The sequence below is a fragment of the Agrobacterium sp. DSM 25558 genome (genome assembly GCF_900100825.1).
Lineage (GTDB): Bacteria > Pseudomonadota > Alphaproteobacteria > Rhizobiales > Rhizobiaceae > Agrobacterium.
The window spans coordinates 25188-40707 of the sequence record NZ_FMUD01000003.1 but is presented as its reverse complement, the minus strand read 5'-3'; the positions used below and the strand labels follow the sequence as shown (position 1 = coordinate 40707).

11 protein-coding genes are annotated in these 15520 nt (G+C 57.2%); 9 read left to right on the top strand and 2 right to left on the bottom strand.

What is annotated here, in order from left to right; all coding sequences use genetic code 11:
* Positions 1-1248 carry an FtsX-like permease family protein gene (locus tag DSM25558_RS03845; RefSeq protein WP_077101975.1) on the top strand — a complete coding sequence of 416 codons (1248 nt, stop codon included), beginning with the start codon at positions 1-3 and terminating at the stop codon, positions 1246-1248.
* Between the two features lie 9 nt (positions 1249-1257).
* Here the strand turns inward: DSM25558_RS03845 and DSM25558_RS03840 are convergent, their stop codons facing one another.
* Complete coding sequence (locus DSM25558_RS03840) at positions 1258-3273, bottom strand: hybrid sensor histidine kinase/response regulator (protein WP_244554108.1); 2016 nt, start codon at positions 3271-3273, stop codon at positions 1258-1260.
* Between the two features lie 210 nt (positions 3274-3483).
* Positions 3484-5112, bottom strand: a complete 1629-nt coding sequence (locus DSM25558_RS03835; RefSeq protein ID WP_077101971.1) for an MFS transporter — start codon at positions 5110-5112, stop codon at positions 3484-3486.
* Positions 5113-5396: 284 nt separating this feature from the next.
* Here DSM25558_RS03835 and rimP point away from each other — a divergent pair, with 284 nt between their 5' ends.
* The 8 genes from rimP to pnp all read left to right on the top strand — a co-directional run bounded on the left by rimP (position 5397) and on the right by pnp (position 15520).
* The gene (gene rimP / locus DSM25558_RS03830; RefSeq protein WP_077101969.1) at positions 5397-5984 is read left to right on the top strand and encodes a ribosome maturation factor RimP; all 588 of its coding nucleotides are present in this window, start codon (positions 5397-5399) and stop codon (positions 5982-5984) included.
* 67 nt (positions 5985-6051) lie between these two features.
* The gene (gene nusA / locus DSM25558_RS03825; protein ID WP_077101967.1) at positions 6052-7662 is read left to right on the top strand and encodes a transcription termination factor NusA; all 1611 of its coding nucleotides are present in this window, start codon (positions 6052-6054) and stop codon (positions 7660-7662) included.
* Positions 7659-8351, top strand: coding sequence for an RNA-binding protein (locus tag DSM25558_RS03820; protein ID WP_077101965.1), 693 nt, complete (start codon positions 7659-7661; stop codon positions 8349-8351). Before nusA ends, DSM25558_RS03820 begins: the two co-directional genes overlap by 4 nt.
* 102 nt (positions 8352-8453) lie before the next feature.
* The gene (gene infB / locus DSM25558_RS03815) at positions 8454-11204 is read left to right on the top strand and encodes a translation initiation factor IF-2 (RefSeq protein WP_077101963.1); all 2751 of its coding nucleotides are present in this window, start codon (positions 8454-8456) and stop codon (positions 11202-11204) included.
* A gap of 75 nt (positions 11205-11279) precedes the next feature.
* On the top strand, positions 11280-11696 hold the full coding sequence (gene rbfA, locus DSM25558_RS03810; RefSeq protein WP_067649736.1) for a 30S ribosome-binding factor RbfA: 417 nt from the start codon (positions 11280-11282) through the stop codon (positions 11694-11696).
* Positions 11697-11699: 3 nt separating this feature from the next.
* On the top strand, positions 11700-12647 hold the full coding sequence (truB, locus tag DSM25558_RS03805) for a tRNA pseudouridine(55) synthase TruB (RefSeq protein ID WP_077101961.1): 948 nt from the start codon (positions 11700-11702) through the stop codon (positions 12645-12647).
* Between the two features lie 176 nt (positions 12648-12823).
* Positions 12824-13093, top strand: a complete 270-nt coding sequence (rpsO, locus tag DSM25558_RS03800) for a 30S ribosomal protein S15 (RefSeq protein WP_067649741.1) — start codon at positions 12824-12826, stop codon at positions 13091-13093.
* A 285-nt stretch (positions 13094-13378) separates the two neighbouring features.
* Positions 13379-15520 (top strand): polyribonucleotide nucleotidyltransferase, encoded by a 2142-nt coding sequence (gene pnp / locus DSM25558_RS03795; RefSeq protein ID WP_077101959.1) that lies wholly within the window; start codon positions 13379-13381, stop codon positions 15518-15520.

Genomic DNA, 15520 nt, shown 5'->3' with positions numbered 1-15520 from the left:
ATGATCCGTTTTATACTCTCCGATCTAAAACGCCTTTGGGCAGGCTCCCTGGTTGTCGTGTTGCTGGTTTCTCTAGCAACGGCGCTCGGCGTGACCGTCACATTGCAGGAACGTGCATTGCGCTTGGGAACGGCGCGCGCTGCCGACAAATTCGATCTCGTCATCGGCGCGGCCGGCAGCGAAACGCAACTCGTTCTGTCCTCGGTCTTCCTTCAGGCTGCACCCTTGCCGCTGGTCAGTGGCGAAACGCTGGCGTCCTTGGCCAAAGACCCGCGCGCTGCATGGGCAGGCCCGGTCGGCTTCGGAGATTCCTTTGCCGGCTACCCAATTGTAGGGACGACGACATCGTTGATCGACAACACCTCCGGTGGCTTCGTAGAAGGTCAAGGTTTTGCCGATGGCGAAGACGCCGTCATCGGCTCTGCGGTTGATCTGCCACTGGGTGCGGAGATCAAGCCAATGCACGGGGCAGCGGAAGAAGGCGGCCATACCCATACCGAGATCGTCTACCATGTTCAGGGCCGACTAAAGCCCACCGGCACGCCATGGGATCGTGCCATTCTCGTACCCATCAGTTCCGTCTGGCACATTCACGGCATGGAGGCACATGAGAGTGGTCACGACCATGAAACAGCGCAAGAACATGAAGCTCATGCCCATGATCATGCAGAGGGTGAAGAGACCGGATTGAACGAGACATTCACGGCTGAGACACCGGGTGTTCCGGCCATTCTGGTGAAACCGAAAACAATCGCCGATGCCTATAAGCTTCGCCAGCAGTATCGGCAGGGCAACACACTTGCCGTGTTCCCAGGAGAGGTTTTGACAAAGCTCTATGCCACATTGGGAGATGCTCGAGAGGTTCTCTCCGTGGTCGCCCTCGGTGCTCAGGGTCTGGTGGCAGCCTCCCTCATTCTCGTAACGCTCACGCACATCGTACAAAGGCGAAAGCAGATCGGGGCATTACGCGCCTTCGGCGCGCCGCGCTCGTCCATCTCCTTGATCGTCTGGACGGAATTGTTCGCATTGTTTGCCACGGGGATCGCACTCGGCTTTGCAATCGGTTTTGCAGCTGCGAAAATCATAACCGGCATGCTCATCGCAAAAAGTGGCGTCGTGATGCCGGTTGAGTTTGCCAAGGCGGACATGACACAAGCCGTGTTACTGCTGGCGGTGGCTGCTGGTCTTGCCATTCTGCCCGCATGGCTGGCCTACCGACAATCTCCCGCCGAGGCGCTTCGCGGATAGGCCCTGCCCTTATTGCTTGGGGTGCGCGAGCGCTTTGACCCGTTGCGCAAAAACATCAAGCTGAAACGGCTTGGTCATGACATGCATGCCGTGATCGAGATGGCCGTGGTTAAGGACGGCGTTCTCGGCGTAACCGGTAATGAACAAGACCTCCAGTTCCGGTCGTTTCACGCGCGCAGCATCCGCCAATTGGCGACCATTCATGCCACCGGGCAGACCGACATCGGTAATCAAGAGGCTGATATCTCGGGCTGAATTGAGAATTCTGAGCGCTGACGCACCGTCTTCCGCTTCTATGACGGAATATCCCAGATCTTGCAGCTCTTCGACCGCCAGCATACGGACCAGCGGCTCATCATCGACAACCAGAATCGTTTCACCACCATCGGCGCGCGGCGCATCTGATATCGCCTCATGCTGCTCTTCCACTGCCTCCAAGTCGCCTGCATGCCTTGGCAGGTAAAGGCATATGGTCGTGCCTTGCTCCACTTCCGAATAAATCCGGGCGGCACCTCCGGATTGTCCGGCGAAACCATAGACCATGGACAGACCGAGCCCTGTACCCTGCCCGATCGGCTTGGTGGTGTAGAATGGGTCGAATGCCCGCTCGATGACCTCCTGCGACATACCGGTTCCGGTGTCAGACACACAGAGGGAAACATACTGCCCCGGCTCCAGTCCCCGCAGTCGCGCAGACTTTTCATCAATCCAACGATTACAGGTTTCGATCGTCAGCTTGCCACCACCTGGCATGGCGTCGCGCGCATTGATGCATAAATTCAGCAGCGCATTTTCAAGCTGACCGGCATCGACATTCGTAGCCCAAAGCCCAGCGGCACCGACGGTTTCCACATTTATGCCTGGACCAACACTACGGGTGATGAGATCGAGCATTCCTTCGATCAGAGAGTTGATGTTGAGCGGCTTAGGATCAAGCGTTTGCCTGCGGGAAAATGCCAACAGCCGTTGGGTGAGTGCCGCAGCGCGTTTCGTCGCGCCGACTGCGCCGGTGATGTAACGCGCCAGATCGCCTACACGACCCTGCACAAGACGCGTGTTCATCATCTCGAGACTACCGCTGATGCCTGCCAGAATATTGTTGAAGTCATGGGCAAGACCGCCGGTCAATTGACCCACGGCTTCCATTTTCTGGCTGTGGCGAAGCGCTTCTTCCGCAACCATCAACTCGCCGGTACGCTCTTCCACCTGCTGTTCCAGCGTCGCATTGAGTTTCGCCAGCGCCACTTCAGCACGTCGGCGAGCGGTGATGTCCTGAAACATGACGGCAACCTGCCGCCTGCTTTCGGGCTCGATACGAACCGCCGCCAGTTCAAGGTATCGGCCTGTCGCCACAAGCTCCTGCTGAAACCGTATCGACTTGCCGGTGCGCAGGACTTCCCCATATCGGGCAATCCAGGCATCAGCTTCGTCGGGCACCATTTCGCGCAATTTTTGGCCAACGACATTTGGAATACCGGCGTGACGGGCATAGGCGTCATTGGCCTGTATGTGTATGTAGTCGCTGTTGGGACCGTGTGGTCCGTCGAAAAATTCGATGACGCAAAAGCCTTCATCGATGGCATCGAACAGGCCTTTGTAGAGCTCTTCGCTTTCGCGGCGCTCGCGCTCTGCCAATGTCCGCTTGGTGACGTCAGACCCTTCAACGAAAATAGCCTCGACCTTGCCGTCGCCATCGAGAATAGGCTGATAAATGAAGTCGATATAACGCTCAGTGATTGGCCCACCCGGTTCGGACTGAACGGCATAATGCGCGCCGTTTGCAGAGTAGGGTTCCCCCGAGCGATAGACGTTATCGAGAATGCCGACAAAGCCTTGCGCACCAGCATCAGGCAGAGCATCGGCCACGGTGCGACCAATAAGGTCCTCGCGACCGACCAGCTTCATGTAACTTGGATTTGCCAGTTCGAAACGATGGTCGGGACCTCGCAACAGAGCGATGAAGGTCGGTGCCTGCTTGAACAATTGTGTGAGAATGGGGCCGATATTGTCTGTCTGTCCGTACAATCTCATACCCCACAAGCGTATTCGTATTGCTCATTGTCGGCTATTAGCCAGCACTCAGCTCTGCCAGTTCACTGCCGTCCGTGTCAGAGCTAAATTTGCCCGATGACGAGCGTCAGATTTGGTCAGACGCATCAATCGAGACGGATAAAAAAAGTTCCTGCCGCGGGGAAATATTTCTCTGTCCCCAAAAGCTTCACACATTGCATGGGCTCAATGCGGATCAATATGAGCCTTATGGAAAATATCATCCTGCGGTGGGATTGCCTGACGCTCGATCATGCGGTGGACCCTCGGGCGGGTAGCACCCCGGTGCAGCGCCAGAATGCTGTCCCAGCTTTCAGCATCGGCCTGTGTGCGGCGATGGTTATGCCTGACATATTCCACCCAGGTCGGAACATGGTAGATTTCGGTCCAAATGTCAGGATTTTCCAGATCGCGCATCAATGTCCAGTTTTGCGCGCCATCGCGCAAACGGATTCGTCGGCGCTCGGCCATGATCGTCATGAATTCCGGCAGATCGCTATCATCGATCTCGTAATCGACAAGAATGGCAATCGGGCCGCTTCGGGGTTTGACGTCGAGCCGCAGGTTCGGTTCGACAAAGCGGTTGAGCGGATCGAGATTGAGCGACGCGAAAGCCGGCATGGTGAGCTTGAAGCCGACCACCACACCCAGCAGCATCAGCACGCACGAACAGAGAAGCGAGTAGGACAGGCCGTAATTTTCGGCAAGCGAGCCCCACAGCCAGCTACCAACTGCAATGCCGCCGAAGGTCAAGGTCTGGTAAAGGGATAGCGCACGTCCCACCACCCAGCGAGGTGTGGACAGTTGAACGATAGTGTTGAACAGCGAAAGCGCCAAGACCCAGCTTGCACCGGAAACGGTCAGCACAAGCGCCGTCAGGATCGCACTCGTGCTGACCGCCGTGACGGCAGCACTGAAGGCGAAGCCTAAAAAGGCGACACGGACGATCCATTCGCTGCTCAATGTTTCGCGCAGGCGGGCGCTGATCAACGCGCCGCCAATCGCACCGACACCAAAAGCACCGAGCATGATGCCGTATGTCAGCGGACCACCCTGGACCAGATCGCGTGCAACAAGTGGCATTAGCGCCAGAATGGCACTGGCGGAGAGGCCGAACAGGAAACCACGAACCAGAACCTTGCCAATATTAGGCGACATCGCGACATAGCGCATGCCGGCGGAAATAGCGGCAAAGAGATGTTCGCGGGGCAAGCTGGATGTGTTTTTGGGTGGCTGCCATTTGAACAGCGCGTAGAGCAGCGTAAAATAGCTGAATGTGTTAACAAGGAAGGCGGCAGCAGCGCCTGAGATGGCAACGATGACACCGCCGATGGCAGGACCGACGCTTCGTGTGATGTTGAAGCCGACACTGTTCAGCGTCACCGCCGCCGGCAGGTCCTCACGCGGAACCATTTCGCCGACAGATGCTTGCCATGAGGGATTGTTGAGCGCCGTTCCGCAGCCAATCATGAAGGTGAAAAACAGCAGAAGCCATGGCGTCAGCCATTCAGCCCAGGCAAAGACCGTCAGCAAAATAGAGGCCACCAACATCAGAAGCTGCGCTGAAATCATGATGCGGCGGCGATCGAGACTGTCGGCAAGAGCGCCCGAAACGAGAGAGAAAAGCATGATCGGCAGCGATGTCGATGCCTGCACCAGCGCAATCATGTTTTCAGACGACGAAAGCGCCGTCATCATCCATGCTGCCCCAACCGCCTGAATGAGCCCGCCGAAATTCGAGGCGATGCTCGCAAACCAGATTGTTCTGTAAGTTGGATGCCGCAGGGGCGCGAGCGGGGATTTTCTATCGGGCACGGGCAGTCCAATGATGCGATTGGTGGTTATTCTTTGCGTCAGTATAGACGCCGATTAAGAGGACGCTACTGTTTCTAACTGCCCTGTGCTGAAATTGTGACGAAAGCCAATTTCGTTGCGTTCCGGCTTTTCCTTGCAATGTCGGGCATAAGCAGTTATACGTGCAATCAAATTCTTGATCGTCTGATGAAGAGTGGGGCCGAAAGGCTCCGCTCTTTTTCGTTAGGCGCCTTAAAAACCGGTGCAAAGCGTTTCCGGTTAGACATAAAGACCGGAAGACCAGAATGGCTGAAGCCGAACCAAGACTGATAACCGAAACAGGCGTGGACCAGCGCATCGCAGAAATCATCGAGCCGGTGTTGACTGGCATGGGCTTTCTGCTGGTCAGGGTTCGCCTATCCAACCAGAACGGTTCGACATTGCAGGTGATGGCGGAGCGCGAAGACGGCACCATGACCGTTCAGGATTGCGAAGCGGTCTCGCTGGCCATTTCACCCGTTCTTGATGTGGAAGATCCTGTCGAGAAGGCGTATCATCTTGAAGTGTCGTCTCCCGGCATTGATCGGCCGATGGTGCGTAAGACGGATTTTGCTCGCTGGCAGGGCCATATCGTCAAGATCGAGACATCGATCCTGGTGGACAACCGCAAGCGCTTTCGTGGCAAGATCGCTGAGATTGAAGCAGACGGCTTCAAGCTTGAACGCGACCAGATCGCCTATGGTGAGGAGCCTGTGGTTCTGATCCCGTTCAACACGCTTTCAGATGCCAAGCTGGTTTTGACGGATGACCTCATTCGTGACGCGTTGAAGGCGGATAAGCAGGCCAAGGCCGCAGCCGCTGCCAACCAGAACGAAGAAGCAGACGAAGACTAATTCTAATTACCACGTAAGCCCTGAGATAAGGGTTAGAACGCAACTTGCGATTTACGGAGACAGAAAAATGGCAGTAAGTGCTAACCGGCTTGAGCTTCTGCAGATCGCCGACGCCGTCGCGCGTGAAAAGGTCATTGACCGCGAAATCGTGCTCGCCGCGATGGCTGACGCCATCCAGAAAGCTGCCCGCTCGCGTTACGGTTCCGAAACCAATATTCGCGCCGACATCAATTCCAAGACGGGTGAAATCCGTTTGCAGCGACTTCTCGAAGTCGTTGAAAAAGCCGAAGACTACGGCACGCAGATTCCGTTGGAACTGGCACGCGACCGCAACGTCGACGCCAAGATCGGCGATTACATTGCCGATCCACTGCCGCCAATGGATTTCGGCCGTATTGCCGCCCAGTCCGCCAAGCAGGTCATCGTCCAGAAGGTTCGTGAAGCCGAGCGTGACCGCCAGTATGACGAGTTCAAGGACCGCATCGGCGAAATCATCAACGGTACCGTCAAGCGCGTCGAATATGGCAACGTCATCGTTGATCTCGGTCGTGGCGAAGGCATTATCCGCCGTGACGAGATGATTCCTCGGGAAAACCTGCGTTACGGCGACCGCGTTCGTGCCTTCGTTTACGACGTGCGCCGCGAACAGCGTGGCCCGCAGATTTTCCTGTCGCGTACGCACCCGCAGTTCATGGTCAAGCTCTTCACCATGGAAGTGCCTGAAATCTACGATGGCATCATCCAGATCAAGTCGGTTGCCCGTGACCCAGGTTCGCGCGCCAAGATCGCCGTTATCTCCAACGACAGCTCGATCGATCCGGTCGGCGCTTGCGTCGGTATGCGTGGTTCGCGTGTTCAGGCCGTTGTCGGTGAGCTTCAGGGCGAAAAGATCGACATCATTCCCTGGTCCCAGGACCCGGCATCCTTCATCGTCAACGCCCTTCAGCCTGCTGAAGTTTCCAAGGTCGTTCTCGATGAAGAGGCAGAGCGTATCGAAGTCGTCGTTCCCGATGAACAGCTGTCGCTGGCCATCGGTCGTCGCGGCCAGAACGTACGCCTCGCATCGCAGCTGACCGGCTGGGACATCGACATCATGACGGAAGCCGAAGAGTCCGAGCGCCGCCAGAAGGAATTCAACGAACGCACCGGCATCTTCATGGAAGCGCTGGATGTGGACGAGATGGTCGGCCAGGTTCTGGCATCCGAAGGCTTCGCGCAGGTCGAAGAACTGGCCTATGTGGACTTGAGCGAAATTTCGTCCATCGACGGTTTCGATGAAGACACGGCTGTTGAAATCCAGACCCGCGCCAAGGAATATCTCGAGCGTATCGAGACCGAGATGGACGCAAAGCGCAAGGAACTCGGTGTTTCCGACGAACTTCGCCAGATCGACGGCCTGACATCGCAGATGCTGGTCGCGCTGGGTGAAGAAGGCGTCAAGAACATCGAAGACTTTGCAGGCTGCGCCGCCGACGACCTGGTTGGCTGGAGCGAACGCAAGGACGGTGAAACCAAGAAGTTCGAAGGCACGTTCTCCAAACTCGACGTGTCGCGCGTTGAAGCTGAAAACATGATCGTTCAGGCTCGCCTTCTGGCTGGCTGGATCACGGCTGAAGATCTTGCCGCACAGCAGGAAGCAGTAGCGACCGAGGAGGCGGATACCGCCGATCAGGAATGATGTCGCAAGCGCATGAGCCGGACGAACTGTTCGATGACGAGCAGTTCGAAGGCACCGCAAGCGAGCGGATGTGCATCGTGACACGGCAAATCGGATCGCCGGATGAGTTGATCCGCTTTGTCGCAGGCCCGGACCAGAGTGTTGTTCCGGATCTGAAACGCCAATTGCCGGGGCGCGGTTGCTGGGTCACACCCGAGCGCGCCCTGATCGAAAAGGCCATTGCGAAGAAGCTTTTCGCGCGCGCCTTGAAGACGGATGTGAAAGCCGGGCCGGACCTTCTGGATATGATGGACCGGCTGATGGCACAGCAACTGGCCGGAATGATCAGCATGGCCCGCAAGGCCAGTCAGTTCATCTCCGGCGCTACGAAAGTCGATGCCGCCGTGCGTTCGGGAAAGGCCATTGCGGTGTTTCACGCCACGGATGCAGCGCCGGACGGTGTGAGAAAGATAAATCAGGCCCGCAAGGCCTGGACGCTCGGCTCAGGTGCCGAGACTGAAATACCGTCCTTTCGGCTCTTCAGTGAGCAGGAAATGGACGAACTGATGGGCCAGAATGCTTTTATCCATGCTTGCGTGCTTGCAGGGCAGGCGGGTGAAGGTGTAGTGAAGCGCGCAAAGATGCTCGAGCGGTATCGCAATGGCGATCAACCTCAAGCGGATTTAGACGCTGCCCGGACAGAACAATGACGCGGTCATCGGACGATATCCGCCACCGCGTTCGGATGCAGCTAGTTAAAGACAGGGCCTGATGAATGTCATCCGGCTCTCGTCCGAAGGAACGGGAACGGAATGACCGAGAACAACGACGACAAGACACTCAACGCACAGCCCAAGAAGACTCTCACTCTCAAGCCGAGCGGAGCGTCGACGGGAACTGTGCGTCAGGATATGGGTCGTGGTCGCACCAACGCGGTTGTCGTGGAGACACGCAAACGCCGCCCATTGCGTCCTGAAGACGAAAAGCCCATTACGCCGACAGTAACGGCAGCGCCGCAGCCTGCCCGGCCAGCAGCACCCGCTGCAACGCCCGCAGCAGCACAGCGCCCGCAGCAGCCTCAGTCGCAGCGGCCTTACCAGTCTGGCAACCAGAACAATAATAACAATCAGAACCGCTCTGCGCCATCTTCGCAGCCACAGCGTCAGCCGGACCGCCCACGTGGTGCCGTCCTGCATGACCTTTCGGCTGGCGAAATGGATGCGCGCCGTCGGGCTCTTGCAGAAGCTCAGGCTCGCGATATCGTTGAAGCCAAGCAGCGTGCCGAAGACGAAGCTCGCCGCAAGGTAGAAGACGAAGCCCGCGCAGTGGCCGAAAAGGAAGAGGCTGCGCGCCGCGCCGCTGAGGAAGCCCTCGCCGCCAAGACGGCACCGGCACCCGCTCCAGTTCAAGCACCTGCAGAGACTACACCGGTACCGGCCGCCAGCAGAACCCCTGCCAGCACCGGTCGCCCCGATGCGCGTCCTCAGACGACACGCACGGCACCTGCTGCCCCTACACCGATCGACAGCGCTGGCCCACGTGGCCGCCGCGCTGGCGAAGAAGAAGACGATCGCGGCGCTCGCCGTACCGGCGTGCCGGTTCGCGGCAAGATCACGGCACCGGTTCCGGCCAAGCCTGCCGCTCGTCTCAAGACCGAAGAAGAACGCCGTCGTGGCAAGCTGACGGTTACGTCCAATCTGGAAGAAGACGGTCAGGCCCGTGGCCGCTCGCTCTCTGCCATGCGCCGTCGCCAGGAAAAATTCCGTCGCGGCCAGATGCAGGAAACACGCGAAAAGGTCATGCGCGAAGTTATTCTGCCTGAGACCATCACCATTCAGGAGCTGTCGCAGCGTATGTCCGAACGGGCTGTCGATGTGATCAAGTATCTGATGAAGGAAGGTCAGATGATGAAGCCGGGCGACGTTATCGACGCCGATCTAGCTGAAATCATCGCTGGCGAATTCGGTCATACCGTCAAGCGCGTCTCTGAATCCGACATTGAAGAGGGCATCTTCAATGTCTCGGACGAAGATGGCGGCGGCGAACTGGTTTCGCGTCCTCCTGTCGTCACCATCATGGGTCACGTCGACCACGGCAAGACATCGCTGCTCGACGCTATCCGTCAGACCAGCGTCGTTTCAGGTGAAGCCGGTGGCATCACCCAGCATATCGGTGCCTATCAGGTCGAGAAAAACGGTCACAAGATCACCTTCATCGACACCCCCGGCCACGCCGCCTTTACGGCCATGCGTGCTCGTGGTGCGCAGGCAACCGACATCGCCATTCTGGTGGTTGCAGCCGATGACAGCGTGATGCCGCAGACGATTGAATCGATCAACCATGCGAAAGCCGCTGGTGTGCCGATCATCGTTGCGATCAACAAGATCGACAAGCACGAGGCAAACCCTGAAAAGGTTCGCCAGCAGCTGTTGCAGCACGAAGTGTTCGTGGAATCGATGGGTGGTGAAGTTCTGGACGTGGAAGTCTCCGCAAAGAACAAACTCAACCTCGACAAGCTTCTCGAAGCCGTTCTTCTCCAGGCCGAAATTCTCGACCTGAAGGCCAACTTGAGCCGCACGGCTGAAGGTACGGTCATCGAAGCTCAGCTTGATCGTGGCCGTGGTTCCGTTGCCACCATTCTGGTTCAGAAGGGCGTCTTGCGTCCGGGCCAGATCATTGTCGCTGGCGACCAGTGGGGTCGTGTTCGTGCCCTCGTCAATGACAAGGGTGAACACGTCAAGGAAGCCGGTCCGGCCATGCCGGTCGAGGTTCTTGGTCTCTCGGGTACACCGTCCGCCGGTGATCGCTTCGCGGTTGTCGAAAACGAGAGCCGTGCTCGCGAAATTGCAGAATACCGTCAGCGTTTGACCCGCGATAAGGCTGTTGCCCGTCAGACCGGTCAGCGCGGCTCGCTCGAACAGATGATGACGCAATTGCAGTCGACAGGCCGCAAGGACTTCCCGCTGCTCATCAAGGGCGACGTGCAAGGTTCCATCGAAGCGATTATCGGTTCGCTGGACAAGCTCGGCACAGACGAAGTTCGCGCTCGCATCATTCACTCGGGTGCCGGTGGCATTACCGAGTCGGATATTTCGCTCGCCGAAGCATCGAACGCAGCCATCATCGGCTTCAACGTTCGTGCCAACGTGCAAGCACGTCAGGCGGCTGAACGGGCTGGTATCGAAATTCGCTACTACAACATCATCTACGATCTGGTGGATGACGTGAAGTCGGCAATGTCGGGCCTTCTATCTCCGGAACGTCGCGAAACCTTCCTCGGCAACGCCGAAATCCTGGAAGTCTTCAACATCACCAAGGTCGGCAAGGTTGCCGGTTGCCGTGTGGTCGAAGGCAAGGTGGAACGTGGTGCTGGTGTTCGTCTGGTGCGTGACAACGTCGTCATCCACGAAGGCAAGCTCAAGACGCTCAAGCGCTTCAAGGACGAAGTCGGCGAAGTGCCGGTCGGCCAGGAGTGCGGTATGGCGTTCGAGAACTACGAAGACATCCGTGCGGGCGATACCATCGAGTGCTTCCGCGTAGAGCACATCACCAGAACGCTCTAAGCGTTTCGCCGCAACACAAGAAAACTGTCGGGCGCCGGCTTAACCGGCGCTCGCTCTGTTTGAGGCTTGATAAAAATGGCAAAAGTAACATCATCCGCGCCCTCGCAACGCATGCTGCGTGTTGGCGAACAGGTGCGCGCTGCGATCACACAGATTCTTCAGCGCGGAGAAGTGAATGACGATCTGATCGAAAAGACGGTGATTTCCGTTTCGGAAGTGCGCATGTCGACCGACCTCAAGATCGCAACCGCCTATGTGACGCCGATTGGCGTTGACGACCACACCGATACGATAACGGCATTGAACCGCCACGCCAAGTTTCTTCGCGGTCGTCTTGGCCCGAATTTGCGGCAGCTGAAATATGTGCCGGAACTGCGTTTCCGGGACGATACCAGCTTCGACAATTACAAGAAGATCGACGCGCTCCTGCGCTCGCCGGAGGTACAGCGCGATCTGGGACCTTCAAACGATAAAGACGACGAACAGAATTGAAGCATGTCCAAACCACGTAAACAGCAAAATCGTAAACCCAAGGGACGGCCGATTTCCGGCTGGATCATCCTCGACAAGCCTTTCGATTTCGGCTCGACTGAAGCCGTCTCGAAGATCAAATGGCTGTTCAACGCCCAGAAGGCAGGACACGCCGGAACGCTTGACCCTTTGGCTTCCGGCATGCTGCCGATTGCGCTGGGTGATGCTACCAAGACCGTTCCTTACGTCATGGACGGCCGCAAAATCTATGAGTTCACGGTCACCTGGGGTGAAGAACGCACCACCGACGATATGGAAGGCGATGTTCTGAACTCATCGACCAACCGTCCCGCTGAACAGGCGATCCGGGATTTGCTGCCCAACTATACCGGCACCATCTTTCAGACCCCGCCGCAGTTTTCGGCCATCAAGATTGCCGGTGAGCGGGCTTATGATCTTGCTCGCAGCGGCGAAGCAGTCGAAATTCCAGCGCGCGAAGTTGAAATTCACCGCATCACCCTCCTCGCCTGCCCGGATGCCGATACTGCACATTTCGAAGTGGAATGCGGAAAAGGCACCTATGTCCGTGCATTGGCGCGCGATCTTGGCCGTGATCTCGGCTGCTACGGCTTCATTTCTCAACTGCGCCGTTCCATGGTCGCACCCTTTGCGGAAGACGCCATGGTTCCACTTGAAAAGCTGGTCGAATTCGAGGCCATCGAAGACCGCGATGAAAGACTGGCAGCACTCGATGCCTATCTGATCGATACGTCTGAAGCCCTCTCATCCTTGCCTCATCTCATCATCAATGATGACCAGGCCCATCGTCTGAAAATGGGCAACCCTATTCTGTTACGCGGCCGCGATGCACCGACGCAGGAAACGGATGCCTATGCCACCGCGCGCGGTAAGCTGGTTGCCATTGGTGACATCACAGAAGGCGAATTCCGCCCCAAACGCGTTTTCGGCTAAAGCGTCGAACGACTGATAGGCTGAGAGGGGCGGTGGTAATCGCCTCTTTCCTTTATAGACCAATTGGTTTATAGGCAGCGGCAGCTTGGGCAGCGCCCGCGCTAATGAATGGCCAGTGCTGGACGACATCCCGGTGCTTGGCGTCCCGTTTTTCCTTAAATAGAAAGGATCGTCCGATGTCGATTACTGCAGAGCGCAAAGCCGCCCTCATCAAGGAATATGCCATCAAGGAAGGTGATACCGGTTCGCCGGAAGTTCAGGTCGCAATTTTGACCGAACGGATCAACAACCTGACAGGCCACTTCAAGGATCACAAGAAGGACAACCACTCGCGTCGTGGCCTTCTGACCATGGTTTCCAGCCGCCGTTCGCTTCTCGACTATGTCAAGAAGAAGGACGAAAGCCGTTACACCAAGCTGATCGGTGCCCTCGGCATTCGCCGCTAAAAACAAATCCCGGCGGGTTTCGATAAGAAATTTCCGCCGGTTTTCTTATGGCAGTCCTTAACAGGACGCCGAAAACGAAGATGGGCCGGATGGGCCGGTGCCATCTGAAATAAACCGATGACCTGTCATGGGGCAGGATTGCCGGATGCTTTTGTTACGCTGAACGCGTCACCGCATATCGATGGATATGCCGCTCCAAAGCCTCCAGCTGTCTTGCCCGTGACGTGTTAAAGCCCGCGTGTTTTCCTTCGATGTGAGAACCGAGGCTTCTTTTAAGGACAAGATATGTTCAATCAACATTCCGTCGAAATCGAGTGGGCAGGCCGCCCTTTAAGACTTGAGACAGGCAAAGTTGCCCGTCAGGCCGATGGTGCGGTTATCGCAACCTACGGCGAAACAATGGTTCTTGCGACCGTCGTTTCCGCAAAGTCGCCGAAGCCAGGTCAGGATTTCTTCCCGCTGACCGTCAACTACCAGGAAAAGACATACGCAGCCGGCAAGATTCCCGGTGGCTACTTCAAGCGCGAAGGCCGTCCTTCCGAAAAGGAAACTCTGGTTTCCCGTCTGATCGACCGCCCAATCCGTCCGCTGTTTCCTGAAGGCTACAAGAACGACACACAGGTTGTCGTCACCGTCATTCAGCACGATCTCGAAAATGACCCGGACGTTCTGTCGATGGTTGCGGCCTCTGCTGCCCTGACGCTGTCTGGCGTTCCTTTCATGGGCCCAGTCGGCGGCGCGCGCGTCGGCTATATCAACGGCGAATACGTTCTGAACCCACATCTCGACGAGATGGACGAATCGGTTCTGGATTTGGTCGTTGCCGGTACGCAGGACGCCGTCCTGATGGTCGAGTCCGAAGCCAAGGAACTCAACGAAGAAATCATGCTCGGCGCTGTGATGTTCGGTCATCGCGGTTTCCAGCCGGTCATCGACGCCATCATCAAGCTGGCTGAAGTTGCTGCCAAGGAACCACGCGAATTCGAGCCGGAAGATTTTTCCGCTCTCGAAACAGAAATGCTCGGCCTTGCCGAAGCTGAATTGCGCGACGCCTACAAGATCACCGAAAAGGCTGCCCGTTACAACGCAGTTGACGCCGTCAAAGCCAAGGTCAAGGCGCACTTCTTCCCAGAAGGTGCAGAACCTAAGTACACCAACGAAGTCATCGGCGCTGTTTTCAAGCACATTCAGGCGAAGATCGTTCGCTGGAACATTCTGGACACCAAGAGCCGCATCGACGGTCGCGACTTGTCCACCGTTCGCCCGATCGTTTCTGAAGTCGGCATGCTGCCACGCACCCACGGTTCGGCGCTCTTCACACGCGGCGAAACCCAGGCCATCGTTGTTGCCACACTCGGCACCGGCGAAGACGAGCAGTACGTGGACAGCCTGACGGGCATGTACAAGGAACGCTTCCTTCTGCATTACAACTTCCCTCCCTACTCGGTTGGTGAAACAGGCCGCATGGGCTCCCCGGGCCGCCGCGAAATCGGTCACGGCAAACTGGCATGGCGCGCAATCCGCCCTATGCTGCCATCGGTCGAACAGTTCCCTTACACGCTGCGCGTCGTCTCCGAGATCACCGAGTCCAACGGCTCGTCCTCGATGGCAACCGTTTGCGGCACATCGCTCGCTCTGATGGACGCAGGTGTTCCGCTTGCCAAGCCAGTGGCCGGTATTGCCATGGGCCTGATCCTTGAAGGTGAACGCTTCGCCGTTCTGTCCGACATCTTAGGCGATGAAGATCACCTTGGCGACATGGACTTCAAGGTTGCTGGTACTGCAGACGGCATCACCTCGCTGCAGATGGACATCAAGATCGCCGGTATCACCGAAGAGATCATGAAGGTCGCTCTGGAGCAGGCAAAGGGCGGTCGTACGCACATCCTGGGCGAAATGGCCAACGCCATCACCGAAGGTCGATCGCAGCTCGGCGAATTTGCTCCACGCATCGAAGTCATGAACATTCCGGTCGACAAGATTCGTGAAGTCATCGGCTCCGGCGGCAAGGTCATTCGCGAAATCGTCGAAAAGACCGGCGCGAAGATCAACATCGAAGACGATGGCACCGTGAAGATCGCGTCTTCTTCCGGCAAGGAAATCGAAGCAGCCCGCAAGTGGATCCACTCCATCGTTGCAGAGCCTGAAGTTGGTCTTATCTACGAAGGCACAGTCGTGAAGACCGCTGACTTCGGCGCATTCGTCAACTTCTTCGGCGCACGTGACGGCCTCGTTCACATCTCGCAGCTGGCAGCCGACCGTGTTGCCAAGACCTCCGACGTCGTCAAGGAAGGCGACAAGGTTTGGGTCAAGCTGATGGGCTTCGATGAGCGCGGCAAGGTTCGCCTGTCCATGAAGGTTGTCGACCAGACAACCGGCAAGGAAGTTTCGGCTGAGAAGAAGAGCGAAGGCGAAGCTGCCGAATAA

Excerpts from the sequence above, each read along its gene's own strand:
- pnp (WP_077101959.1), top strand. The coding sequence starts at position 13,379 with ATGTTCAATCAACATTCCGTCGAAATCGAGTGGGCAGGCCGCCCTTTA.
- infB (WP_077101963.1), top strand. The coding sequence starts at position 8,454 with ATGACCGAGAACAACGACGACAAGACACTCAACGCACAGCCCAAGAAG.
- DSM25558_RS03845 (WP_077101975.1), top strand. The coding sequence starts at position 1 with ATGATCCGTTTTATACTCTCCGATCTAAAACGCCTTTGGGCAGGCTCC.
- truB (WP_077101961.1), top strand. The coding sequence starts at position 11,700 with ATGTCCAAACCACGTAAACAGCAAAATCGTAAACCCAAGGGACGGCCG.
- rimP (WP_077101969.1), top strand. The coding sequence starts at position 5,397 with ATGGCTGAAGCCGAACCAAGACTGATAACCGAAACAGGCGTGGACCAG.
- rbfA (WP_067649736.1), top strand. The coding sequence starts at position 11,280 with ATGGCAAAAGTAACATCATCCGCGCCCTCGCAACGCATGCTGCGTGTT.
- DSM25558_RS03820 (WP_077101965.1), top strand. The coding sequence starts at position 7,659 with ATGATGTCGCAAGCGCATGAGCCGGACGAACTGTTCGATGACGAGCAG.
- nusA (WP_077101967.1), top strand. The coding sequence starts at position 6,052 with ATGGCAGTAAGTGCTAACCGGCTTGAGCTTCTGCAGATCGCCGACGCC.
- rpsO (WP_067649741.1), top strand. The coding sequence starts at position 12,824 with ATGTCGATTACTGCAGAGCGCAAAGCCGCCCTCATCAAGGAATATGCC.